Genomic DNA, 24,513 nt, shown 5'->3' with positions numbered 1-24,513 from the left:
TGAAACGCCGCCTGACGGTTGCTCACGGCATCAGCGAATCCAGCCAGCGCGGATCAAGTACCGTTTCGAGTTCTGACGCGACATCGTCGAGCGCCCGGTCGACGGATTGACGATAGTTTTCGCCGCCGCCTTCGATGCCGAAACTTTTGAGAAGGGCGGCGCGATAGGCGTCGCTGGTAAACAGGCCATGCAGGTAGGTACCGCAAACCCTGCCGTCCGCCGAGACGGCACCGTCCGCCCGGTCGTCGATGATCACGGCCGGGCGAGCACAGTCCGGTCCGGTCGTCCGGCCCAGGTGGATTTCGTAGCCCTCCAGCGCCACATCATAGACGGCCGAACGGGCAGTGCTGTTGCGCACCGTCTTTTCCGGCGCCATTTCGGTTTCGACGGACAGAAGGCCAAGCCCCTCGATCTCGCGGACATGTCCCTCGATGCCGTGCGGATCGGTAACGCGGTCTCCGAGCATCTGGAAGCCGCCGCAGATACCGATGACGCGGCCGCCGCGCCGCACATGCGCCTGGAGGTCGCGGTCCCATCCCTGAGCGCGAAAATCGGCGAGATCGGCGATCGTCGCCTTCGAGCCCGGAATGACCACAAGGCCCGCGTCGGCCGGCATGCGCTCACCAGGCCGAACAAAAACGAGATCAACCTCAGGCTCGGCGGCCAGCGGGTCGAGATCGTCGAAATTGGCGATGCGCGAGAGCACGGGAACGGCGACCTTCAGCGCCTTGCTTCCGCCGCGCGCCAGTCTTTCCAAGACGACGGAGTCCTCGGCCGGCAGGCGGCCTGCGCTTTTCAGCCAGGGCACTACACCGAAACAGCTCCACCCGGTGAACCCCAGGACGGCCTTGATCCCATCGTCGAAAAGCGACACGTCGCCCCGGAACTTGTTGATGATGTAACCGGCAATCATCCGCCTGTCCTCGTCCGGCAGGATCGTATGGGTGCCGACCAACGATGCGATCACGCCACCACGGTCGATATCCCCGACAAGCACGACGGGAACGTTGGCGCGGGTGGCAAAGCCCATATTGGCGATGTCGCCGGCGCGCAGATTGATCTCGGCGGGTGACCCCGCCCCTTCGACGACAACAAGATCACGCCCGGCGCTGACCGTTTCGAAGCTTTCCAGGACGGCGGTCATCAGCTTCGGCTTCAGCGCCTGATAGTCGCGTCCTCTTGCCTGTCCTGCCACCCTGCCCTGCACGATGATCTGGCTGCCCGTTTCCGACTGGGGTTTGAGAAGAACCGGGTTCATGTGCACCGAGGAGGGAATGCGGGCGGCCATCGACTGCAGCCACTGGGCGCGACCGATCTCGCCGCCATCATCCGAAACCGCGGCGTTGTTGGACATGTTCTGCGGCTTGAACGGGGCGACCTTTACACCGCGATTGGCCATGAGGCGGCACAGGCCCGCCACGAGTACCGTTTTTCCGACATCGGAGCCGGTTCCCTGAAGCATGATCGTCTTTGTCATGGCGTCTCGTCTAGCACTGCCGCCGCCACAAGCAAAGCCATGTTTTGCCGCATTTTCGCCGTCATTTCTGCCGCCCGTTCACGCGTTGTTACAGATCGCTGCAAGTCTTGCGCGGTCTTGCCGCAGCACTATCCGGAAAACGACATCGCACGGCGAAAACGATTGTTGCCCCGCGCCAAATCAGGCGTATATCCGCGTCATCAATCACGGAGCGATTGGCGCTCCGCACCCAAGGTCCTAACGCCGATGCTGTTTATCTTCTCAAAGCCCAATTTCGTGCAGATCGCCTGGAACTCCAAGGCACCGGAAAGCCAGTCGCGCGTTCGCAACGCCGTGATGCCGGCACCGTTTGGCCCGCTCGGTTTCATTCGCACGCGCAGCGTCGGCTGATCCCTCCTCCCCGCGACCATTCCAGCCGCGCCTCAGCCTGGGGCGCGGTTTTTTCTTTTCTACAGCCAATGTCTCGGTGCCCAAACGCGAAAACCGCACCCGTCCCTTTCGGAACTGTGCGGCCTGCCAAGATACGCATGGCTTCTGCGACAAACATCCCGCAGAACGCTCCGGCCCGGGACGCAATACCTGATCCGGCCGGGCGGCAAGTCTCCTCCGCCGCAGGCAAACAATTAGCCCGACAGTGTTACCGGATGGTTAGTGAGAGCTTAACCAAAGATGAATTCCGGGTTTTTTCATTTTTTTTCGCTCTCTCGAAAAAACCTGTCGGCGACGCATACGGAACACAATTTGTCTGCGATAAAACGCGCTCCGAGAGGGCTTTGTGAAGCAGTGCTAATTTTCCGCCAATGAAGCCGGCATTTGCACAAAAATCTTGCCCATCTGGTTAAAATTCAACGGCTTGCGCCGGCATCCTCGCACGTCGAAACTCATGCCGGGCGATCGCGGAGGTTGATTTCTCCGGAGGAATACTTACGCTGTTCCCAACGGTAAAAAGAGGGATGGCTGAGACACGATCTGTGCTCAGACGAGAAAACTCGAACGCCGTTGCAAGCGGGGATAAAAAGACTGGCCTTTATCTAAAAAAAGCCCCCGGCCTGCTTCAACCTAAACGTTTGGGTGTCCAGGACGTGCAGTATTCTGGCTCGCCCCAAAGATTTTTGGCTGCACTAAGACTGGGAGGTCTTAAACATGAAGAAGCTTCTCGCTTCCACCATTCTCGCCGCTGGCCTTTACGCTATGGCCGGCTCGGCACAGGCCGCAGAATGCGGCGAAGTCAGCATCGCAGAAATGAACTGGGCATCGGCTGGCGTTGCTGCGCATGTCGACAAGTTCATCCTTGAAAACGGCTACGGCTGCACGGTGACGCTCGTCACCGGCGACACCATGCCGACATTCACCTCGATGAACGAGAAGGCCCAGCCCGACATGGCCCCCGAATTGTGGGTCAATGCCGTGCGCACGCCGCTCGACGCCGCCATCAAGGAAGGCCGCCTGATCGAAGCCGCTCCGCTGCTCAGCGAAGGTGGCGTCGAAGGCTGGTGGATTCCGAAATTCATTGCCGATGCGAACCCGGACATCAAGACGGTCCAGGACGCGCTGAAGCATCCTGAACTGTTCCCGGCGCCTGAGGATCCGTCCAAGGCCGCCATCTACAACTGCCCGTCGGGCTGGAACTGCCAGGTGTCCTCCGCCAACCTCTACAAGGCGCTCGGCGCAGAAAAGCTCGGCTTCGAGCTGATCGACACCGGTTCGGCTGCCGGCCTCGACGGATCGATCTCCAACGCCGTTGAAAAGAAGGCCGGCTGGCTCGGCTACTACTGGGCTCCAACCGCCATTCTCGGCAAATACGAGATGACTCGCCTCAGCTTCGGCGTCGAACACAGCAAGGCCGACTGGGACGCCTGCACGGCGGTTCCGGACTGCCCGGATCCGAAGGTCAATTCCTATCCGACCTCGGATGTCTACACCGTCGTGACCAAGGCCTTCGCCGAGAAGGCCGGCGTTGCCATGGACTACGTCAAGACCCGCAAGTGGGATAACGGCACGGTCAACAAGGTTCTCGCCTGGATGGATGAAAACCAGGGCACGAACGAGGACGCAGCAAAGCACTTCCTGGAAAACTATCCGGACATGTGGACCAAGTGGGTCGCACCAGACGTCGCAGAGAAGGTCAAGGCTGCTCTCTAACCAACGCCTGCCGACGGGCGGCGGAGCTTCACGCTCTGCCGTCTCACTTTCTGAATGATCCGGGAACGTAGCAAGTCGCGACGACCGCAAGACAATGGGCGAGTGTCCGGCGGCGCAAGATGCCGCCGGTGCTTCACCACATGCGAATGTGAAAACGAAGATCGTCGCAAACGGCATAGTCGCCTGCGGCGAAACTTGTCATATTCTCGAAATGCCGGGGTCCGAAGAGACCACCCAAGTCTGCGCACGAGCCTTGAACTGGCCCGATGACGTAGCCGGCACTTTAAAATTTCCGGCTAAAAGGGGAACACAATGGCAATATGCAGTTACTTGCCAGATCTGCTTTGTAAATTTCCGGCGATCGACGACACGACAATCCGCATGGCACGCAAGAGCGTGGACGAAGGCTTCAAAGGTCTCGTCCGCAGCTATGTGAATGCCATCGATGCGCTTGTCCAGCCGCTTCAGTGGTTCCTGAACTACCTTGAAAGGCTGTTCGTCAGTTCGCCCTGGATCGTCATTCTGGCCGCGATGGTTGCGATCGTCTATTACGGCAGCCGCAACATGCGCATCACGCTCGGCACCATCGTGTCCATGTTCGCGATCGGTCTTGTCGGGCTGTGGAACGACACGATGATCACGCTGGCGATGGTCACGGTCTGTACGCTGATCGCCATCCTGGTCGGGATTCCGATCGGCATCGTCATGGCTCGCTCCGAGCGAGCCCAGTCGATCATCAATCCGATCCTCGACGTCATGCAGACGATGCCGAGCTTCGTCTACCTCATTCCGGTCGTCATGATCTTCGGTATCGGCAAGGTTCCCGGCCTCATCGCCGTGGTCATCTATGCCGTGCCGCCGATGATCCGCCTGACCAATCTCGGAATCCGGCTTGTCGACAAGGAGGTGCTGGAAGCCGCGGACGCCTTCGGTTCCTCGCCGTGGCAGCGGCTGAAGAACGTCCAGATGCCGCTCGCCCTGCCGACCATCATGGCCGGCATCAACCAGACGATCATGATGTCGCTCGCGATGGTCGTCGTCGCATCGATGGTCGGCGTCGGCGGTCTTGGCCGCAACGTGCTGCAGGCGATCAACAACCAGTTTTTCACCGTCGGCTTTTTCAATGGCTTCGCGCTCGTCGCGATCGCCATCATTTTTGATCGTACCAGCCAGGCTTACGGAAAGCGGCTGCAGAAGCATTCGGAGGTGATCCATGGCTAGTCACGCAATCGAGGTCAAGAACCTCTACAAGATCTTCGGGCCCCGCGGTGGCGACTTCGTCGACCAGGTGAAGGCCGGGATGACCAAGGGCGAACTGAACGAGAAGCACGGCCATGTGCTCGGACTTCAGGACATCAACATCTCCATGCCTGCCGGCGGTGTCATGGTGGTCATGGGCCTGTCGGGTTCCGGCAAGTCGACCCTCATCCGCCACATCAACCGGCTGATCGATCCGACGGCCGGCGAAGTGCTCTATGACGGCGTCGACGTCTGCAAGATGAACGAAAACGACCTTCGTGAATTCCGCCGCCACAAGACGGCAATGGTGTTCCAGAAGTTTGCGCTGCTGCCGCACCGCACCGTCATCGAAAACACCATCTATGGGTTGGAAATCCAGGGGGTGCCGGATGCGGAATGCCGCAAGCGGGCGCAGGGCTGGATCGAACGGGTCGGCCTCAAGGGCTTCGAGAACCACTATCCGAACCAGCTTTCGGGCGGCATGCAGCAGCGCGTCGGGCTTGCCCGCGCGCTGACCAACGATGCCGACATCCTGCTGATGGACGAAGCCTATTCGGCGCTCGACCCGCTGATCCGCGTCGACATGCAGACCGTCCTGCTCGACCTGCAGAAGGAATTGAAGAAGACGGTGGTTTTCATCACCCATGACCTCGACGAGGCGCTGAGGCTCGGCGACAAGATCGCCATCCTGCGTGACGGCAAGGTGATCCAGCAGGGCACGGGCCAGGATATCGTCCTGAAACCGGCCGACGAATATATCACCGCCTTCGTCAAGGAGGTGAACCGCGGCCGCGTGATCAATGTCGAGACGATCATGAGGCCGCTGTCGGGAAATCCGGAAGGCGTCCCTGTCGTGGTCGGCACCGTGCTCGAAAGTGCTGCCCGGATGATGACCCTCGCCAACCAGAATATCGCCCATGTGGTCGACGCCAATGGCAAAGCCGTCGGATCGATCGACCTCGGCACGATCATTTCCGCCATGGTGACGCCGATCAGCCACGAAAAGGTGGCCCAGGCAGCGGAGTGATCATACGCTGCATTGAAGCACCGTAAAGCGCCCGGAAACGGGCGCTTTCCCAGCTGTCGTTCACCTTGGCTTAACCATAAACCGTCATGGTAACGGAAACGCCTCATCCACCGGGGCGGTCGCGCCACGGCGCCTTCCTCAATCCGGCCGGTCAGATGCAGGATCATGCTTCGACAGCGTCGCGGGATTATCACCGCCTTGCCGTCCCTCCTCGGGGGAGCGACGGCCTTCTTGCGGAGCAGATCACGCGAAAAGTGGCCGCATTCCTGTCCGGCGCCGGCCTGTTCCTGATCGCCTTCACGCTTGCTCCGTTCCAGGGCACCTACGACCCCGACCCCACGGCGGTCAAGGACGGCAACATCGTCAATCAGCTCGGCTATCTCGGTCTCGGCGGCATATATCTTTTCGCCATGCTCTTGATCGTCGACGCGCGCGTGTTGAAGCGCATCGCATCGCCGACATGGGTCATGGTCTTCGCCATCGCCTTCTTTTCCTGCCTGCAATCCTATGATCCGGCGTCATCGGCCCGCGGCTTGATGTTGAGCCTGGTGGCGATGATCCTGGTCGCCGGCGTGCTGGTCCTCCCGCGCAGCGAGAAGGATTTCGTCAAGGCCGGCGCAAACGCCGTTCTCTTTCTGATCCTCATCGACTACGCGGCGCTCGTCCTCGCACCCGGCCTTGCCATTCACACCGCCACCGGTGCTGAACCGTGGCATGCCGGATTCTGGAAAGGCCACCTGATCCACAAGAACGTCACGGCGCCGGTATTTTCCGTGCTGTGCATGTTCGGCATCTACTGCCTGCGGGCGGGCGCCACCGTGCGGGGCCTGCTGATCGCCCTTCTCGCAGCCAATTTCGTGCTTCACACGGGTTCGAAGACGACGATCGGCTTCCTACCTCTGGCGATCATGCTGGTGCTCGGCGGCCGTGCGGTCGGCAAACCGGGCCTGATGGTCTTTGCCCACTTCCTCTTCGCGGTCCTGATTTTCTGCCTGACGCTTGGCACCATCTATTCGAACCTGTTCCTGTCGATCACCACTGTACTGCTGGAAGACCCGACCTTCACCGGCCGCGACGACATCTGGAAGTTTGCGAGCGCAAGCATTCCCGACCACCTGTGGGTTGGCCACGGCTATGCGAGCTTCTGGCAGTCGCCGATCATTCGCGGCCTCGAAGCAAATTTCGAGGCGAATTGGGACGTGCGGGGTATCGTCTCGGGTCACAACAGCTATCTCGACGCCGTTCTCACCTTCGGCCTGCCGGGCGGGCTGCTGATGATCCTGCTGCTCTTCGCCAAACCGTTCTACGACTATATTCGCGCCACCCGGCAGCCCGCGAGCCGCCATTTCGCGGACTTCTGCATCATGGTCATCATCTTCATGACTTATAACGGCATGATGGAAAGCTTCCTGCTCAACCGCGCCGATCCGATGTGGCTCATGACCGCCCTGGCCGTTTTCGGCTTGGGAATTGCGGCGCGAATGGGCGTGCGGATGCCGCGCTGATCAAAGTCGAGACCATTGCAATCACATAAAGATATCTTTATATGCTTGTGTCACTCGATTAATCAGGAATCCGCCATGACCGCGCAAGCCAATCCGCTTTCCGACCTTCTCAACGCCAAGGGCGTGCTGCTCGCCGACGGCGCGACCGGCACCTCGCTGTTTGCAATGGGTCTCGAGGCTGGTGAAGCGCCGGAGCTCTGGAACGAGGCCAAGCCTGAAAACATCACCAAGCTGCACCAGGACTTCGTCGATGCCGGCGCGGATATCATCCTGACCAATTCGTTCGGCGGCACGCGCCACCGGCTCAAGCTGCACCATGCACAGGACCGCGTCCACGAGCTCAACAAGCGGGCCGCGGAAATCGCCCGCGCCGTCGCCGACAAGGCACCGCGCAAGGTGATCACCGCCGGTTCCGTCGGCCCGACAGGCGAGTTGCTGGTCCCGCTCGGTGCGATGACCTATGAGGATGCGGTCGATGCTTTCGTCGAGCAGATCGAGGGCCTGAAAGCCGGCGGCGCCGAAGTCGCCTGGATCGAGACGATGTCCTCCCCGGACGAGATCCGTGCGGCCTCTGAAGCAGCGGTGAAGGTCGGCCTTCCCTATGTCTACACCGGATCGTTCGACACGGCCGGCAAGACGATGATGGGTCTGCACCCGAAGGATATTCACGCGGTAGCCGCGGATATCGGGGACGGCCCGGTCGCCACCGGTGCCAATTGCGGCGTCGGCGCCTCGGACATCCTCTCTTCGCTGCTGGACATGACGGAAGCCAACCCGGCGGCGGCGATCATCGTCAAGGGCAATTGCGGCATCCCGGAGTTCCGCGGCTCGGAAATCTTCTATTCCGGCACCCCGCCGCTGATGGCCGACTATGCCCGGCTTGCCCGCGATGCCGGCGCGAGGATCATCGGCGGCTGCTGCGGCACCTCCTGCGAGCATCTGGCCGCGATGCGCGTCGCGCTCGACACCTATGTGCCGGGCGAGCGGCCGACGGTCGAAGCCATCGTCGAACGCATCGGCCCGTTGCGCAACAAGACCGCCAATGAAGCACCTGCGGCTCCTGCACGTGAACGCGCCGGCCGCCGCCGGGGGTGATATACGCGCAACGCGGAATCTGACGGAGGCTCGGGACCGGACGGTTCCGAGCCTTTTCTTGTTCGGTCGCTGCCTTGCACCGGTGATCCGGTCGAATCCAGTTTTGCCCCAGCCTGATCGGTTAGACGCTGAACCATCACCAGACGAACAAGACGAGAGACAACCGACGATGCAGGCAGCAGCGACTTTTCCGGACCGCGATTCCGTTGCAGAAAAACTCGCAGCCCTTGGCGAGAGCGACCAGTCCTACCTGAAGCTGCTGATGGAGAATGCCGCACAGGATGAAAATCTGGTCGAGGGTCTGTACCGGCACTTGAGTCTTGCGGCGGAAGCCCGGCTGTTGAATTCGCTCAAGCTCGAAAGACTGGGCGAATGGTTGGGTTCGAACGCCCCTGCCCGGCTGCAGATCCGGCTTATGGAAACGGCGCGCTCCAGTCAGCACGCCGCCTACCAGGCCTTCAGGACTGGCCTCGTCAGATCGGGAGGCCTCGAAAGGGCCTACCCGAAAGCCTGACCCTTCGCTGCCTCATTCGCCACCGAGGCTCTTTGCCAAACGGACAAGGTTGAGGAACTCGGCGCGGTAGCCGTAGGTGTCCTCCCCCTTGGCGCTCGCAGCCAGATCGAGGATCGAACCGTAGGGATAGGCCGACACGGCATCCGTTCCCCGCAGCTTTTGGCCGAAGGCCGCGACCGCGACGGAGAATCGCACATCCTGCCCCGCCTGCTGCAGGGACGGCACGGCGTTTTCTTCCGTCACGGGCGTCGTGATCAGGCTGCTGGTGTTGCCGTCCGGCTTCTTGTAGCGGATTTTCAGGAAGGCCAGTTCGCCCGACTTCTCTGCCGGGTCGGCCTGTTGCGTTGCCGGCGCGGCGCCGTAGCGCAGATCGTCGTTGAGGACCGCGGGGCTGCCCTTCGGGGTGATCTCGTAGATCGCGGTGACGCGGTGGCCTGAGCCGATGTCGCCGGCGTCGACCCTGTCGTTGTTGAAGTCCTCACGCTTCAGGGCGCGGGTCTCGTAGCCGATCAGCCGGTATTCGGCGATCTCGCGCGGATTGAACTCGACCTGGAACTTGACGTCCTTGGCGATCGGGAAGAGCGACGACCCCGCCTCCTCGACCAGCGACTTCTGCGCTTCGGCCAGCGTGTCGATATAGCTCGCCGTGCCATTGCCATTCTGCGCCAGCGTCTGCATCAAGGCATCGTTGTAATTGCCGCGGCCAAAGCCAAGGACCGAGAGGAAGATGCCGCTCTTGCGCTTCTGTTCGATCGTCGCTTTCAGGTCCTCGTCGCTGGAAGGGCCGACATTGAAGTCGCCGTCGGTCGCCAGCATGATCCGGTTGACGCCGCCCTTGACAAAGGCCCGCTCAGCCAGATCGTAGGCCGCCTCCAACCCCTGCGCTCCGGCCGTCGAACCACCCGGCTGAAGCGTGTCGATCGCGGCCAGGATTTTTGCCTTATCCTTGATCGCTGTCGGCTCGAGCACCGTGCCGGCATTGCCGGCATAGGTGACGATCGAAACCGTATCCTCGGGCTTCAGCTTGTCGACCAGAAGACGGAAGGCGCTCTTCAGGAGAGGCAGCTTGTCGGGCTCGTCCATCGAGCCGGAAACATCGATCAGGAACACCAGGTTCGCGCGCGGCGCCGCTGCAGCCACCACGTCATACCCCTTGATCCCCACATGCATCAGCCGCGTATTGGCATTCCACGGCGTCGGCAGGACGGTGACCGTTGCCTTGAACGGCTCGGCTTCGCTTTCCGGACCCGGCCAGTCATAGGGGAAATAATTGATCATCTCCTCGACGCGCACGCTGTCAGGATCCGGCATCTCGCCGGCCATCAGCGCCTTGCGCACGAAGGAATAGGAAGCCGTGTCGACATCCGCGGAGAAGGTCGATACCGGATCGGTGGTGACGCTCTTGACGGGGTTGGTTTCGCCCGAGGAAAAGCGGTCCCGATTTTCTTCCTGAGGAGGCATTATGTCACTTGGGACGATGGACGGCGCGGGCATGGTACGCATGGCAGAGCCGCCAGCCAACATTTCAATCCCACCCGCCGGAGATGGAGCAGCATGCCGTTCGCGGACGATTCCATAAGCGTCGTCAGCCACAATGCCGGTTTCTCTTTTCACGGCAATTTCCGCCTCAGCTTCTGCCACCGTGCTTGAGGCTTCCGGCGTCAACTGTTTGTCCGCTGCGACGTCCGACGCGGGCTTTGCGGCAATTGCGCCCTTCGTCTCTGAGCCCTTCGATGCATCTTTGCCGACCACCTCGATCTGCTGCTCGCCCGTATCGACCGGCAATCCATTGCGCGTCAGCTCCAGCGTGAGAAAAGCAGCGGCAGGCACGACGAGCAGCGTGGCAAGTGCCGAGCCTGCGAGGAATTTCCTGTTCATGATGGGGCTCCATAGCCTGTTGAATATGGAGCTTTGACGCCGGTGCGCGGCGGTTCCTTGGGGTGCGGCTAAACTATTTTCGGCCGCCTCGAACGCCTGCATCGCGAGCGCCAGCGCACGGGCCCGCGCTTCGGAAGACGGCGCCGGCGGGGTCATGTGGCCAAGATTCTTCAGTTCATCGTTCATCATACCATCTCCCTGCCAAGCAGGATCTTCAGGCGCTTTCGGGCTTCGTGCACATGCCAGGATACCGTCGCCTCCGAGCATCCCATGACGTCGGCCGCCGCGGCATGGCTGAGCCCCTCGCCATAGACCAGGAGCACCGCGTCCCCTTGTTTGTCGGGCAATTGCCGCACAGCCTCCCACAGCGCCTCGACCTGATCGTGATTGTCAGTGGCGCAAGCGCTGGTCGGATCGGCGAGAAATCTCGCCGCATTGCGCTGTTCACGCGACCGACTGCGCTGATGGTCGCGCGCCGCGTTCAGCGTCAGCGCATAGAGCCAGGTACGAAACCGGCTCGCGCCGCGAAAGGCCCGGATCGCATTGGCGAGCTTCAGGCAAACGGTCTGCGCAATATCCTCGGCATCGCTGACATTGCCGGACCAGCGCCAGGCAACGGCATGCACAAAATCATAGTGCCGTTCCACCAGCAGAGCGAAAGCGTTCCGGTCGCCTCTCTGCGCCCTTTCGATCAGTTCTTCGTCCAAGTTATCAGCCGGGATTTGTTGCAACTGGTATTGAGACGTTCGGCGATGACGAATCCTTGGGGCGACAGGCGAATTATTTTACTGGCCGGGCGCTTTTTTCGTCACGGCGATGATCGGGCCCATCGGATGGGCATTGTCATAGCGTTTCATGCTCGGCGCAAACAGGCTGGAGATCGAGCCATCCAGGAATAGCGCGTTGGCGCAATCGAGCTGATCGCGAAACAGCGTCGCGAAATCATGGAAGCGCACCGGTTCCAGGGAAATGGCGAAAACCGCCATTCCGTCGCGCGCGACACCGACGCCGTTGCGAATCTGCAGGCTGTCGCTTTGCGGCAGGAACGCAGGATGCAGCGTCCCGTCGATAACGAGCATCGGCCCGGACTGCGTCGCGAAATCCGGTTTGATCCCCGTCGCGACATAAGCCTCGGTCTCCATCACGCCGGCCCGGTCACCCTGCAGGAAAAACACCCCGTTCGGCTTCAGATAGAAATTGCCCCAGCTTTTGCTGCGATCGATCGGCTTGCGCTCGACGCCGTCGGTGATCAGCAATCCGACAGAGCTCAGGTCTGCCTCGTACATGCCGCCGTTCATCGCAAATTCGAGATACTCGCCCTCCTGCCGCAGGTCGCGGGAGAGGTTTTCAAAGCCGCCATAGGGCCGACCGTCGTGGCCGCGATGGAAAATGCGGATGTCACTCGCGGCAGGGTCGAAGCTGCACACTGCATACGGTCGCGTCAGATGCATCACCTTACGGCAGGCGGCAGCAGCGTCGTCAGCGGAAGAAGCAAAAGCAGTCATGGCCAACCCGATACTCCAGTAGCGGAACATCCAAATCCCTTTTCATGAGAGCATCCGAGTCTGCCCCCGCGACAAAAGCAAAATGCCGGCCGAAATGCTACACACTCAGGGCGGCCATATGAAACTGCAGCTGTTCCGGGCGATAGCGGTACTGCACCCCGACCGGACAGGCATTGCGGGCGAGACATCCGCTTACCATGCAGCCGGCCTTCCCCTCCGCCGCTCCCAGATGCGCGCGACAGGGCGAAATCTGAAATCCGGTAGCCAGGACGGCAGCCGCCGGACAGGCCGACAGGCAGGGCTTGCCGGAACAGTGGTCGCAGGGATGCCCATGGCGCGCCGGCGGTGCGGCGACAAGAGCACGGCCAAAGCCGAGCGCACCGCGGTAGCCATGCCACAGGCCGTATTGCGGATGGATGAGGATGCCGAGAGGCGACGGACGCAGGCCTTCCGCGCTCATTGCCCATTGCTGGAAAGGCTGCCACGGCGGATCCGAAGGGAAATACGCCGTTGCGCCGAAATCTTGCGCGACCGGCTCGATCACAGCTTTCGACCAGGTGTCGAGCGGGTTGCGCGCGTCCTTGTTTGCCGGCGCATCGCGCCAGCGTTCGAATGCCGGCCAGATGGAACTGCCGATATTCCCAAGCAGGACGACGCTTGCAGCCGCCGCCCCCTCTTTCAGGACCGGTCCCCTGTCGCCATCGGCAAAATTGACGACCCCGCGCAAAAAAACTCCGTGCGGTGCAAGGACCGCACGGAGTTTCGTCAAAACATCATTCGACGATGTCAGCGGGCCGCTCATTTCGGCTTCGGCCCCTGTCGGTCGTAATGCGGACGCCAGACCTCCTTCTGGATGAGGTCGGCCACCTGTGCCGCGCCGCCTTGCTCCCTGGCGTTCTCGGGCTCGCTTCAGGTGAAGGCGTCCGGCATGGAGTCCTTCTTGCGAGCGATATAGTCCTTGAGCGCGTCGTCGATCGCCGGATCGAGATGCGGTGCCTCGTAATGCTCCAGCCAATTGCGGGCCAAGGCATTGGCGCGCTGCTCGATTCGCTTCTCGCCCTCGATTTCCCACTGCTCGAAGGAGTTGTTGTCGGCAAGCGCCGAGCGATAGAACGCCGTCTGGAAGTTGGCCTGCGTATGGGCGCAGCCGAGATAGTGGCTGCCCGGACCGACCTCACGGATGGCGTCGAGCGCCTGTGCGTTTTCGGAGAGATCGACGCCTTCGGCCATCTTCTGCATCATGCCGAGCTGGTCCTGATCGATCATGAACTTCTCGTAGGACGACACCAGACCGCCTTCCAGCCAGCCGGCGGCATGCAGCGAGAAATTCGTGCCGGCAAGCAGCGTCATGTTGAGCGTGTTGGCCGACTCATGCGCCGCCTGCGCATCCGGAACCTTGGAGGCACAAAGCGACCCGCCGGTACGGAACGGCAGACCGAGCCGTCGCGCAAGCTGGGCTGCGCCGTAGGAGACCAGCGACGGCTCCGGCGTACCGAAGGTCGGCGCACCGGACTGCATCGAAATCGAGGCTGCGAAGGTGCCGAACAGCACCGGCGCACCCTTGCGGATCAACTGGGTGAAGGAAGCGCCCGCCAACACCTCGGCGAGGATCTGCGTCAGCGTGCCAGCCACCGTCACCGGGCTCATCGCGCCCGAAAGAATGAACGGGGAGATCACCGTTGCCTGGTTGTGACGCGCGTAGACCTTCAACGCGCCGACCATCGTCTCGTCGAACACCATCGGCGAGTTGGCGTTGATCAGGTTGAGCGTGACGCAGTTGTTTTCGACGAAGTCGTCACCGAACACCAGCTTGGCCATGGCGATCGTGTCTTCGGCGCGCTCGGGCGCGGTCACGGAGCCCATGAACGGCTTGTCGGAATATTTGATATGGCTGTAGACCATGTCGAGATGGCGCTTGTTGACCGGAATATCGACCGGTTCGCAGACCGTTCCACCCGAAGAGTGCATGGACGGCGCCATGTAGGCGAGCTTCACGAAATTGCGGAAGTCTTCGATCGTCGCATAGCGCCGGACACCTTCGAGGTCGCGCACGAAGGGAGGTCCGTAGACCGGCGCAAAGACGGTCGCCTTGCCGCCGATCTGCACGCTGCGTTCGGGATTGCGGGCATGCCAGGTGAACACCGGCGGCGCGGACTTCAGAAGCTCGCGGCACAGGCCCTTCGGGAAATGCACCCGCTCACCCTTGACGTCGGCCCCTGCTTCCTTCCACAGCGCCAATGCTTCGGCGTCCTCGCGGAATTCGATGCCGATTTCCTCGAGAACCGTGTCGGCGTTACGCTCGATCAGTTGCAGGCCTTCCTCATCGAGAACCTCGTATTCGCGGATCTTGCGGGTGATATAGGGAAGCGACGGACCAGCGCCGCCGCCGGTGCGCGAGGCGCGCCTTGCGGCCGCACCCCGTCCTTGGCCGCGCGAGCGGCGTCCGCCACCACTTTCTTCCGTGTGTTCCGTTACTTCGCTCATGTGCCATCCTCTCCCGCGCGTATCCTGCGCACTTGTCGAGCCTATGCTACCAAGCCTCGGCATCGGAACGGTTCTCTGTGCGCCAACAAGTGGCGCAACTCGGACACGGTCTTAACAGAGCGCCCAGCCGGAAGACAGAGCGCGCCGCATTTTCACCCATCCTGGTGAACCGAAGGTGCAATATCTGGCAGAATCGGCGCCGGGCTGTCATATAAAACCTTGTTTTTGTTGAGTACAGAGAGCTGCGCTGCTGCATCACCCAGGCGCCGTCGTTTTTCGTCGCTTGCGACGTCGCATTCGAAAAGAGCTTTTGGAACCAACAAAGCTAAGTATAGTGCGTCCGTCCGGGAGGTTGAGCCGGGCAGCGCCAGGAACCGAGGAAACCTATCATGGCAGACGACGAAATCATTCTCGAGGATCTCTCCGACGACGAACTCGTGCAGCAGATGCATGACGACCTCTATGACGGGTTGAAGGAAGAGATCGAGGATGGCACCAACATCCTTCTGAAGCGCGGTTGGGCGCCCTACGACGTCCTGACCCAGGCACTGGTCGAAGGCATGCGCATTGTCGGCATCGATTTCCGCGACGGCATCCTGTTCGTTCCCGAAGTTCTGCTGTCCGCCAACGCGATGAAGGCCGGCATGGCCATCCTACGCCCGCTGCTTGCCGCCACCGGCGCGCCGAAGCAGGGCAAGGTGGTCATTGGCACCGTCAAGGGTGACATCCACGATATCGGCAAGAACCTCGTCGGCATGATGATGGAAGGTGCCGGCTTCGACGTCGTCGACCTCGGCATCAACAACCCCGTCGAAAACTATCTCGACGCCATCGAGCGCGAAAAGCCGGACATTCTCGGCATGTCGGCGCTTTTGACGACAACCATGCCTTATATGAAGGTCGTGATCGACACGATGAAGGAAAAGGGCATGCGCGACGACTACGTCGTTCTCGTCGGCGGTGCGCCGCTCAACGAGGAATTCGGCAAGGCCGTTGGCGCCGACGCCTATTGCCGCGATGCCGCCGTTGCCGTCGAAACCGCGAAGGACTTCATGAAGCGCAAGCACAACCAGCTGTCCGGCGCCTGATCAAACCAGTTTGACCATGTCAAACCGGCCGCGCTGATGAAAAGCGCGGTCGGTTTTCTTATATCAAGGGCCAGGCCTTAGTTGGCAGCGCGTTCGACGCTACGGCCAGCGTCCTGGGTTGCATCCACCGCACTGGCGGTATCCCGGCCCATGCCGCGGATGGTATTGCCGCACGAAGCGAGCGTGGCGATCGAGAAGAGCACGAGGCCGATGGTGGCGATTGTCTTTGCTGTCATGGCTTGGGTTCCTTGAACTGAAACAGGTGGGCAAGATGGCAGAATCATCTTCGGCTATGCAACGCGCGAAAGCGGAAAAAGTTCACGTCATCGGTTGTGGTGCGATTGCCCGCGAAATCCTCGCCGTGTGCGAAGCAAACGGGCTCGACCACGTCGATCTCATATGCTTGCCCGCGATCTGGCACAACACCCCGGAAAAGATCACCCCCGGTATTAAAGCGGCGATCCACAAGGCGCGCGCCGAAGGGTTCAGCCGCATCTTCATCGCCTATGCCGATTGCGGCACCGGCGGCCTCCTGGACAGGCTCTGCGAGGAGGAAAAGGTCGAGCGCATTGCCGGGCCGCACTGTTATTCCTTCTTTGCCGGCAATGCCGCCTTCGCTTCCCGCTGGGAGGACGATTTCACGTCGTTTTTTCTCACGGATTTCCTCGCCCGCCAGTTCGAGGCCTTCGTTATCGAGCCCTTGGGACTGGACCGCCATCCGGAGTTGCGCGACATGTATTTCGGCCACTACAAGAAGCTCGTCTACCTGTCGCAGGTCGAGGATGAAAAGCTGCAGCAAAAGGCGAGAGCTGCGGCAGAAACGCTCGGTCTCGCTTATGAATATCGCTTTACCGGTTTTGGCGACCTGACGCCGGCTCTGCTTCACGCCTGACATTTCCCGGTCCGGAAACAATCTGTTAGCCCTGCGCCGAATTTTGCTGCGCTGATCGCATTTGATTTAAGTGCATCGTAACCGCTGCCCGCGACACTCCCTGGACAAACACAACAAACGGGGACGGGGATGACGGACACTTTCGCAACGGCGGCACTGACAAGGACTGACGCGCGCAGCCACCCGCAACAGCTTTCCCAGCTTCTGCGTAACCTGTCGCTCACCGCCGGACCGAAGATCACGCTGCGCGATCTCGCCGTTGCCATGGAAGATCGATCGTTCGGTGCATTTCTCGTCGTCTTTGCCCTTCCCAACCTCATCCCGCTGCCGCCTGGCTCCACCTTCATTCTCGGCCTGCCGCTGATCTTCGTCGCCTGGCAGATGCTGGCATCGCGGCACGCCCGCATCTGGCTGCCGAAGCGCATGGGTGACTACGCTTTCGAAAACGCCACCTTCTTCGTCTTCGTCAACCGCATCTCGCCCTGGCTGCAGCGCGCCGAGACGCTGATCAAGCCGCGCGGCTGGTTTCTCGGTGGAAGACTGGCCGAACGCGTGATCGGCCTCTTGGCCCTTACCCTCGCGATCGTGATCTTCCTGCCTATTCCCCTCGGCAACTGGCTTCCCGCCTTCGCTCTCGCCGTCATCGGCTTTGCCCATATGGAGCGGGATGGCCTCGGGCTTGTGGCCGGCGCGCTGATCGGCGTCGTGTCACTGATCCTGGCCGGCACCATCATTGCCGCCGCCGCGGCGGTCCTGACGTTCGTCGTCTGAAGATTGCAGCGATGGAAGCGGTACACGACCAACCCATTGTGATCGTGACGGCGGGTGGGCGAAATCCGCAGGTGCTGATCAATGCGCTCAATGGCCGTTTTGCCAAGGTCACGGTTCTCATCGAACAGCCGGAATCAAAGACGCTCTTCATGAAGCGCCGCGCCCGCAAGCTCGGCTGGATGACCGCTGCCGGCCAGTTGGCGACGATGGTGGTGTCGAAGTTCGGAAAACGGTTCACCGAGCAGCGCGCCGAAGACATCCTGCGCAATTATGGCGTTAGTGATGCGGTCGACCCAGCAGTCCCGGTCATTGAAATCGAGTCGATCAACAGCACGTCCGCGATCGGGCACATCCGCCGAATCGGACCCGCCGTCGTGTTCCTGGTCAGCTGTCGCATGCTCTCGGCCCCGACGCTGACTGCCATGCCCTGCCCGGTTATCAATTTTCATGCCGGCATCAACCCGCAATATCGCGGCCTGATGGGTGGCTACTGGGCGCGTGTCGAGAACGACGAGGAGAATTTCGGCGCGACCGTGCATCTGGTCGATGCGGGCGTCGACACCGGCGACATTCTCTATCAGTCGCGCATGACGCCGTCGAAAAGCGACACGTTGCACACCTACCCGCTGCTTCAGACCGCAGCCTCGACCGACATTGCGATTCGCGCCGTCGAAGACGTCCTTTCCGGTACCGTCAAACCCTTGCCCGCAAACGGGTCTTCCCGTCAATGGTATCATCCGCCGATCTGGACATGGCTCTGGAACGGCTTCACGCGCGGGATCTGGTAGTTATATCTTCAGCATGGACAATGGGTCGCTTTTGAGCATGACGCGCGTCGTGCCAAGGTGAGCCATGAGGCGCAGAGATGCGCATTGTCGGCCAAGAGGAGAATTCGGGCATATGGCAGATCGCATTATCGTTTACTGGCGTGACATTCCCGCACAGGTCATCATCAAGCAAGGCCGCAAGAGCGCCAAGCGCGAACTCAGCCTGCGTTTTACCGAGGCGATCGACATGTGCGCCATGCGCACCGGCGCCGCCGACAGCGGTGACTATCTCGCCGAATGGCGCAAGGCCGATCCGGTCCCGGTATCTGACGATCTGGAGGCGGAAGCCGACAAGGCGGCCGCAGAGCTCGAAGCAGCCTACGACAAGGAGCGTCTCGTCGCCCTCGTCAAATCCGGTGGTAAAGACAATGGCTGATCCAAAACCCGGCAATGCCGCTCCCGCCAAGAAGGCCGCGACCGGCGCCTATACACCCTCCGGCGTCTCGCCCAATCGCCGCGCGCGCCGCAGCTACACGATCCGACTTTGGGCGGTGCGACATTCGCGTTTCCTCGAATGGTTCTACAGCCGCTTCGCCGACATGTTCCTGCTGCTTCATCCTCTGTGGAAGGCGCTCGGCTATAACCGGGTGGAAACGCCGATCACCTTCGTCGAGCGCAACGTCAAGGGCCTGCTGTTCGACTGTCGCATGTGCGGCCAGTGCGTGTTGTCGTCGACCGGCATGTCATGCCCGATGAACTGCCCGAAGCAACTGCGCAACGGCCCCTGCGGCGGCGTGCGCGCCAATGGCAACTGCGAAGTGGAGCCGGACATGCCCTGCGTCTGGGTCAAGGCGTGGGAAGGCTCGCGCAACATGGTGAGGGGCGATGCGATCATGAACGTGCAGAAGCCCGTCAACCAGTCGCTCAGGGAAACCTCCTCCTGGCTGCGCGTCACCGCGCAGGCCGCCGAAGCCCGCGAAGCAGCCGCGGCAGCAAAGGACGCATGACGCATGGCCCATATCGATGAAAATCCGCTCGGCCGCCATCTGCCGCTCGAACCCCTGCCCGGCCATTCCTCGCGCGGACGTCTGGAGCGCGTGTTGCGCCGCGGCGAATTTGCCGTCACGGCCGAACTGAACCCGCCCGACAGCGCTAATCCGGAAGACGTCTACGAACGCGCCGCGATCTTCGAAGGCTGGGTTGACGGCATCAATGCGGTCGATGCATCCGGTGCCAATTGCCATATGTCGTCGGTCGGTATCTGCGCGCTGCTGACCCGCATGGGCTATGCGCCGATCATGCAGATCGCCTGCCGCGACAAGAACCGCATCGCCATCCAGGGCGACGTGCTCGGGGCCGCCGCCATGGGCGTCACCAATATCATGTGCCTGACGGGCGACGGCGTGCAGGCCGGCGACCAGCCCGGTGCGAAACCCGTTTTCGACCTCGACTGCATGTCGCTGCTCGAAACCGTGCGCATCATGCGCGACAATTCGAAATTCCTGTCGGGCCGCAAGCTGACATCGCCGCCGCAGGTCTTCCTCGGCGCGGCGATCAACCCGTTTGCACCGCCCTACGACTTCCGCCCCTACCGTCTTGCCAAGAAGATCGAGGCTGGCGCGCAATTCGTCCAGAGCCAGTATTGCTTCGATGTTCCGATGTTCAAGGAATACATGAAGAAGGTCCGCGATCTCGGGCTCGACGAAAAATGCTTCATCCTCGTCGGCGTCGGCCCAATGGCATCGGCCAGGACCGCCAACTGGATCCGCAACAACGTGCCGGGCATCCACATCCCCGACGCCGTGATCAAGCGGCTGGAAGGCGCGCAGGACCAGAAGAAGGAAGGCAAGCAGCTCTGCATCGACATCATCAACGAGGTGAAGGAGATCAAGGGCGTATCCGGTGTCCACGTGATGGCCTACCGGCAGGAGGAATATGTTGCCGAGATCGTCCACGAGTCGGGCGTGCTGAAGGGCCGCACGCCCTGGAAGCGCGAGGAAAATCCGGGCGATAGCATGGTGGCCGAGCGGCTGGAACATCTCAAGGAAGGCAAGCCGGAAAATCAGGAAGAGATGGCCGAGATCGCAGCTCACCATCCGCATTGACAATGCCAGTGAACAACCAGGGCGTCGCCACATCCGCGCCTATCGCAAACCTTTCAGGCGCAGTACACAAGAACGCGCCCACCGACCCAGAGGATCAGTATGACCCGCACCATCGTTGCCTCCGCCACCCGCGAAATCATCATCGGCTTCGACCAGCCCTTCTGCGTCATCGGTGAACGCATCAATCCGACCGGCCGCAAGAAGCTCGCCGCCGAGATGATCGTCGGCAATTTCGAGACGGTCATCAAGGATGCGCTGGAACAGGTGGCAGCAGGCGCCACGATGCTCGACGTCAATGCCGGCGTCACCTCCGTCAATCCGAACGAGACCGAACCGGGCTTGCTCGTCCAGACGCTGGAAATCGTCCAGGGGCTCGTCGACGTGCCGCTGTCCATCGACAGCTCGGTCACCGCCGCGATCGAAGCCGGCCTGCGGGTTGCAAAGGGCCGGCCGCTGGTCAACTCCGTCACCGGTGAAGAGGAAAAGCTCGAGGCCATCCTGCCGCTCGTCAAGAAGTACGATGTTCCGGTCGTTGCCATATCCAACGACGAGACCGGTATTTCCATGGATCCCGACGTTCGTTTCGCAGTTGCGAAAAAAATTGTCGAACGGGCGATGGATCATGGTATCAAGCCGCATGACATCGTTGTCGATCCGCTCGTCATGCCGATCGGCGCTCTGGGCGATGCTGGCCGTCAGGTCTTCGCGCTGCTGCACCGGCTGCGCAACGAACTGAAGGTCAACACCACCTGCGGCCTGTCGAACATCTCGTTCGGCCTGCCGCATCGCCACGGCATCAATGCCGGCTTCATCCCCATGGTTATCGGTGCGGGCATGACGTCGGCGATCATGAACCCCTGCCGTCCGCAGGAAATGGAAGCGGTGCGTGCCGCCAACGTGCTGAACGGCACCGATCCGAACTGCGGCAACTGGATCATGACCTATCGTGATCACAAGCCGGCTGAAGGCGGCGCTGCTGCCGCAGCAGCATCCCCGGCAGGCGCCGGTGGCGGCCGCCGCGGCGGACGCGCCGGCCGTGCCGGCGCAAACGCAAGGGCGGAATGACCGCCCGGAAAGAGACAAGCCCGTGAATGCCGACCTTATCGATGAATTCGCCGTCCTCTTGTTCCAGGCCCCCCTGGTAATGTCGAGCCGCATGCAGGATTTCGCCTTTGCCGGCGTCCTCGGCGGCTCAAACGAAATGGGCCGAATGGTGACGGAAAAGGTCGCTGCCGCATTTGAAAGCGTCTCGGCCGTGAATGTCGCGCTCGTCAAGGAAGGCATTGCCACGGCTGCCGCATTCGCCACCGGCACTTTTGCAGGCATGGCGGGTGCATCCGATCGCGTGGCGGTGGCCGCGCTCATACCATACGGCAAGCGGGTCCGCGCCAACATGCGGCGCTTGAGCGAATAGGAATCTAAGAGAAGTGGTGCCTCGATATGTTTGACCCAAAACAACATTACGAGAATTCGTCACTTCGCGAGAACATTGTCGAGCATCTTTTCATCGGCCATGCGCTAAAACACCGTTGGACCAAAGGTATAACGACTGCCGAGATTCTGAGGTCGGAGTTTGACGCTTATGGATATGACCTTGTTATCAGCTACGGAAATCTTGTTAGACATGTTCAGCTAAAATCTGGCACGTCTCTCAAGACCATTTCCGTTTCAAACCACCTTGCTCAAAAGCCTAGCGGTTGCGTCGTGTTCATAGGCCTCCGCGAAAATTTGGAAATGGGGCCTTTTTTCCTGATCAGTGCTGAACCTGGCGACGGCCTTTCGATAGACGGGTTCCAGCCAACGAAAAGGACTACTCCCAAGAGCAATGGTATCAAGCCGTTGCGAACAAATCATCACAACGTGCCGCCATCTAAGTTCAAGAAACACGAAAATCTAACGAGCCTGATGTCCGCCCTCCTTGGCTTGAACATGGAAATCGCTACGAATGAGCAATGATCCTCTCGTCCTGTTCATGCCGTCCGGCAAACGCGGCCGTTTTCCCGTCGGCACGCCGATCCTTGATGCTGCGCGTTCGCTCGGGGTCTATGTCGAAAGCGTCTGCGGCGGTCGCGCCACCTGCGGCCGTTGCCAGGTATCGGTGCAGGAAGGCAATTTCGCCAAGCACAAGATCGTCTCGTCGCTGGAAAACATTTCCGTCAAGGGACCGAAGGAAGAACGTTACGAGAGCATTCGCGGCCTGCCGGATGGCCGCCGCCTTTCCTGCTCCTCGCAGGTGCTTGGCGATCTCGTCATCGACGTGCCCCAAGACACCGTCATCAATGCGCAGGTCGTGCGCAAGGCCGCGACCGATCGGGTGATCGAGCGCAATGCCGCCGTCCAGCTCTGCTACGTCGAGGTGGACGAGCCCGACATGCACAAGCCTCTCGGCGATCTCGACCGCCTGAAGGTCATGCTGGAAAAGGACTGGGGCTGGAAGGATCTGTTGATCGCGCCACACCTGATCCCGCAGATTCAAGGGATTCTGCGCAAGGGCAATTGGGGGGTCACCGCCGCGATCCACCGCGACATGGATTCGTCCCGCCCCTTCATCGTCGGCCTGTGGCCGGGGTTGAAGAACGAGGCCTATGGCATTGCCTGCGATATCGGCTCGACGACGATCGCCATGCATCTGGTCTCGCTGCTCTCCGGCCGCATCGTCGCCTCGTCGGGCACGTCCAACCCGCAGATCCGCTTCGGCGAGGACCTGATGAGCCGGGTCTCCTATGTGATGATGAACCCGGATGGTCGCGAGGCGATGACCAAGGCGGTGCGCGGCGCCGTCAATTCGCTGATCGGCAAGGTCTGCGAGGAAGGCGAAGTCGACCGCCACGACATTCTCGACATGGTCTTCGTCGGCAATCCGATCATGCATCACCTGTTCCTCGGCATCGACCCGACGGAACTTGGCCAGGCGCCGTTTGCACTCGCCGTCTCGGGCGCATTGCAGTATTGGGCGCATGAGATCGATATCGACGTCAACCGCGGCGCGCGGCTCTATATGCTGCCTTGCATTGCCGGCCATGTCGGCGCCGACGCCGCCGGCGCGACACTTGCCGAAGGTCCGTATCGGCAGGACCGCATGATGCTTCTGGTCGACGTCGGTACCAACGCCGAAATCGTGCTTGGCAACAGGAACCGCGTCGTGGCAGCTTCGTCCCCGACCGGCCCCGCCTTCGAAGGTGCCGAGATTTCGTCGGGCCAGCGGGCGGCACCAGGCGCGATCGAACGCGTGCGCATCGACCCGCAAACGCTGGAGCCGAAATTCCGCGTCATCGGCGTCGACAAATGGTCCGACGAGGAGGGTTTCGCGGAAGCCGCCGCCGCTGTCGGCGTCACCGGCATCTGCGGCTCGGCGATCATCGAGGTCGTCGCGGAGATGTATCTCTCGGGGATCATTTCGGAGGACGGCGTCGTCGATGGCGCGATGGCGGAAAAAAGCCCACGCATCATCCAGAACGGTCGTACCTTCTCCTATCTGCTTCATGAAGGCGAGCAGCGCATCACGGTGACGCAGAACGACGTGCGTGCCATCCAGCTCGCCAAGGCAGCGCTCTATGCCGGCATCAAGCTTTTGATGGAAAAGCTCGAGATCGACCATGTCGATACGATCCGCTTCGCCGGCGCCTTCGGCTCGTTCATCGATCCGAAATATGCGATGGTTCTCGGGCTCATTCCCGACTGCGAGCTCGCCGAGGTGAAGGCCGTCGGCAACGCCGCCGGGACCGGCGCGCTGATGGCGCTTCTCAACCGCGGCCATCGTCGCGAGATCGAGCAAACTGTCAGCAAAATCGAGAAGATAGAGACGGCGCTTGAATCGAAATTTCAGGAGCATTTCGTGTACGCGATGGCGCTGCCCAACAAGGTGGATGCCTTCCCGAAACTGGCTGCGGTGGTCACATTGCCGGAGCGCAAGGTGCTGACCGACGATGGCGGTGGTGAAGGTGGCGGCAGACGCCGGCGCCGCAGCCGCGAGTAACGGGGCCGCGGGGCGGGAACCAAATGACCACGGTGACGTTCTTGCGTC

Annotated in this window: 25 protein-coding genes; 18 read left to right on the top strand and 7 right to left on the bottom strand. The window is 61.3% G+C overall.

Annotated elements, in window-relative coordinates; translation table 11 throughout:
* Nucleotides 1–22 precede the first annotated feature (22 nt).
* Nucleotides 23–1,477: a cobyric acid synthase gene (locus tag A3AY_RS0104535; protein WP_018324499.1), complete on the bottom strand. Its 1,455-nt coding sequence runs from the start codon at nucleotides 1,475–1,477 to the stop codon at nucleotides 23–25.
* Nucleotides 1,478–1,723: 246 nt separating this feature from the next.
* On the opposite strand from A3AY_RS0104535, the gene A3AY_RS38560 reads away from it, so the two are divergent.
* The 7 genes from A3AY_RS38560 (at nucleotide 1,724) to A3AY_RS0104500 (ending at nucleotide 8,999) form a co-directional block, all read left to right on the top strand.
* Entirely contained in the window at nucleotides 1,724–1,867 is a 144-nt protein-coding gene (locus tag A3AY_RS38560; protein WP_018324498.1) for a hypothetical protein, read from the top strand.
* A gap of 753 nt (nucleotides 1,868–2,620) precedes the next feature.
* Nucleotides 2,621–3,619, top strand: coding sequence for an ABC transporter substrate-binding protein (locus A3AY_RS0104525; protein WP_018324497.1), 999 nt, complete (start codon nucleotides 2,621–2,623; stop codon nucleotides 3,617–3,619).
* 312 nt (nucleotides 3,620–3,931) lie between these two features.
* Nucleotides 3,932–4,840 (top strand): ABC transporter permease, encoded by a 909-nt coding sequence (locus A3AY_RS0104520; RefSeq protein ID WP_026203108.1) that lies wholly within the window; start codon nucleotides 3,932–3,934, stop codon nucleotides 4,838–4,840.
* Nucleotides 4,833–5,885, top strand: coding sequence for a quaternary amine ABC transporter ATP-binding protein (locus A3AY_RS0104515; protein WP_018324495.1), 1,053 nt, complete (start codon nucleotides 4,833–4,835; stop codon nucleotides 5,883–5,885). Before A3AY_RS0104520 ends, A3AY_RS0104515 begins: the two co-directional genes overlap by 8 nt.
* An 86-nt stretch (nucleotides 5,886–5,971) precedes the next feature.
* Entirely contained in the window at nucleotides 5,972–7,390 is a 1,419-nt protein-coding gene (locus tag A3AY_RS0104510) for an O-antigen ligase family protein (protein ID WP_018324494.1), read from the top strand.
* Between the two features lie 75 nt (nucleotides 7,391–7,465).
* Nucleotides 7,466–8,485: a betaine--homocysteine S-methyltransferase gene (gene bmt / locus A3AY_RS0104505; protein ID WP_018324493.1), complete on the top strand. Its 1,020-nt coding sequence runs from the start codon at nucleotides 7,466–7,468 to the stop codon at nucleotides 8,483–8,485.
* 169 nt (nucleotides 8,486–8,654) lie between these two features.
* Nucleotides 8,655–8,999, top strand: a complete 345-nt coding sequence (locus tag A3AY_RS0104500) for a hypothetical protein (RefSeq protein WP_018324492.1) — start codon at nucleotides 8,655–8,657, stop codon at nucleotides 8,997–8,999.
* Between the two features lie 12 nt (nucleotides 9,000–9,011).
* Here A3AY_RS0104500 and A3AY_RS0104495 read toward each other — a convergent pair whose 3' ends face one another.
* The 5 genes from A3AY_RS0104495 to A3AY_RS0104475 form a co-directional block, all read right to left on the bottom strand.
* Nucleotides 9,012–11,066, bottom strand: a complete 2,055-nt coding sequence (locus A3AY_RS0104495; RefSeq protein WP_018324491.1) for a vWA domain-containing protein — start codon at nucleotides 11,064–11,066, stop codon at nucleotides 9,012–9,014.
* Complete coding sequence (locus tag A3AY_RS0104490) at nucleotides 11,063–11,584, bottom strand: RNA polymerase sigma factor (RefSeq protein WP_018324490.1); 522 nt, start codon at nucleotides 11,582–11,584, stop codon at nucleotides 11,063–11,065. Before A3AY_RS0104490 ends, A3AY_RS0104495 begins: the two co-directional genes overlap by 4 nt.
* Nucleotides 11,585–11,662: 78 nt before the next feature.
* Nucleotides 11,663–12,412, bottom strand: coding sequence for a phosphodiester glycosidase family protein (locus A3AY_RS0104485; RefSeq protein ID WP_018324489.1), 750 nt, complete (start codon nucleotides 12,410–12,412; stop codon nucleotides 11,663–11,665).
* 67 nt (nucleotides 12,413–12,479) lie between these two features.
* On the bottom strand, nucleotides 12,480–13,184 hold the full coding sequence (locus tag A3AY_RS0104480) for a hypothetical protein (protein WP_018324488.1): 705 nt from the start codon (nucleotides 13,182–13,184) through the stop codon (nucleotides 12,480–12,482).
* Nucleotides 13,185–13,291: 107 nt separating this feature from the next.
* On the bottom strand, nucleotides 13,292–14,866 hold the full coding sequence (locus tag A3AY_RS0104475; RefSeq protein ID WP_018324487.1) for a trimethylamine methyltransferase family protein: 1,575 nt from the start codon (nucleotides 14,864–14,866) through the stop codon (nucleotides 13,292–13,294).
* A 389-nt stretch (nucleotides 14,867–15,255) separates the two neighbouring features.
* Here A3AY_RS0104475 and A3AY_RS0104470 point away from each other — a divergent pair, with 389 nt between their 5' ends.
* Nucleotides 15,256–15,954, top strand: coding sequence for a corrinoid protein (locus A3AY_RS0104470; RefSeq protein ID WP_018324486.1), 699 nt, complete (start codon nucleotides 15,256–15,258; stop codon nucleotides 15,952–15,954).
* Between the two features lie 77 nt (nucleotides 15,955–16,031).
* On the opposite strand, the gene A3AY_RS0104465 is transcribed toward A3AY_RS0104470, so the two are convergent.
* Nucleotides 16,032–16,190 (bottom strand): entericidin domain-containing protein, encoded by a 159-nt coding sequence (locus A3AY_RS0104465; protein ID WP_018324485.1) that lies wholly within the window; start codon nucleotides 16,188–16,190, stop codon nucleotides 16,032–16,034.
* A 35-nt stretch (nucleotides 16,191–16,225) separates the two neighbouring features.
* Here A3AY_RS0104465 and A3AY_RS0104460 point away from each other — a divergent pair, with 35 nt between their 5' ends.
* The 10 genes from A3AY_RS0104460 to A3AY_RS0104415 all read left to right on the top strand — a co-directional run bounded on the left by A3AY_RS0104460 (nucleotide 16,226) and on the right by A3AY_RS0104415 (nucleotide 24,465).
* Nucleotides 16,226–16,846: a DUF1638 domain-containing protein gene (locus A3AY_RS0104460; protein ID WP_026203106.1), complete on the top strand. Its 621-nt coding sequence runs from the start codon at nucleotides 16,226–16,228 to the stop codon at nucleotides 16,844–16,846.
* Between the two features lie 129 nt (nucleotides 16,847–16,975).
* A complete protein-coding gene (locus A3AY_RS0104455; RefSeq protein WP_018324483.1) occupies nucleotides 16,976–17,617 on the top strand; it encodes an exopolysaccharide biosynthesis protein in 642 nt (213 codons plus the stop codon).
* Between the two features lie 11 nt (nucleotides 17,618–17,628).
* Complete coding sequence (locus A3AY_RS0104450; RefSeq protein ID WP_018324482.1) at nucleotides 17,629–18,405, top strand: formyl transferase; 777 nt, start codon at nucleotides 17,629–17,631, stop codon at nucleotides 18,403–18,405.
* A gap of 112 nt (nucleotides 18,406–18,517) precedes the next feature.
* Nucleotides 18,518–18,820 (top strand): virulence factor, encoded by a 303-nt coding sequence (locus tag A3AY_RS0104445; protein ID WP_018324481.1) that lies wholly within the window; start codon nucleotides 18,518–18,520, stop codon nucleotides 18,818–18,820.
* Complete coding sequence (locus tag A3AY_RS0104440) at nucleotides 18,813–19,391, top strand: methylenetetrahydrofolate reductase C-terminal domain-containing protein (protein ID WP_018324480.1); 579 nt, start codon at nucleotides 18,813–18,815, stop codon at nucleotides 19,389–19,391. The genes A3AY_RS0104445 and A3AY_RS0104440 overlap by 8 nt, the downstream gene beginning before the upstream one ends.
* A 3-nt stretch (nucleotides 19,392–19,394) precedes the next feature.
* A complete protein-coding gene (locus A3AY_RS0104435) occupies nucleotides 19,395–20,489 on the top strand; it encodes a methylenetetrahydrofolate reductase (RefSeq protein ID WP_018324479.1) in 1,095 nt (364 codons plus the stop codon).
* A gap of 99 nt (nucleotides 20,490–20,588) precedes the next feature.
* Entirely contained in the window at nucleotides 20,589–21,554 is a 966-nt protein-coding gene (locus A3AY_RS0104430) for a methyltetrahydrofolate cobalamin methyltransferase (RefSeq protein ID WP_018324478.1), read from the top strand.
* 22 nt (nucleotides 21,555–21,576) lie between these two features.
* The gene (locus tag A3AY_RS0104425) at nucleotides 21,577–21,903 is read left to right on the top strand and encodes a hypothetical protein (protein ID WP_026203103.1); all 327 of its coding nucleotides are present in this window, start codon (nucleotides 21,577–21,579) and stop codon (nucleotides 21,901–21,903) included.
* 26 nt (nucleotides 21,904–21,929) lie between these two features.
* Nucleotides 21,930–22,445 carry a hypothetical protein gene (locus tag A3AY_RS0104420; protein ID WP_018324476.1) on the top strand — a complete coding sequence of 172 codons (516 nt, stop codon included), beginning with the start codon at nucleotides 21,930–21,932 and terminating at the stop codon, nucleotides 22,443–22,445.
* The gene (locus A3AY_RS0104415; protein ID WP_018324475.1) at nucleotides 22,435–24,465 is read left to right on the top strand and encodes an ASKHA domain-containing protein; all 2,031 of its coding nucleotides are present in this window, start codon (nucleotides 22,435–22,437) and stop codon (nucleotides 24,463–24,465) included. Before A3AY_RS0104420 ends, A3AY_RS0104415 begins: the two co-directional genes overlap by 11 nt.
* The last annotated feature ends 48 nt before the right edge of the window (nucleotides 24,466–24,513 follow it).

Origin of the sequence: Rhizobium giardinii bv. giardinii H152 (assembly GCF_000379605.1) — a bacterium.
GTDB lineage: Bacteria > Pseudomonadota > Alphaproteobacteria > Rhizobiales > Rhizobiaceae > Pararhizobium > Pararhizobium giardinii.
Note: the sequence above shows the minus strand (reverse complement) of the source record. Positions and strands in the feature narration are given on the sequence as shown.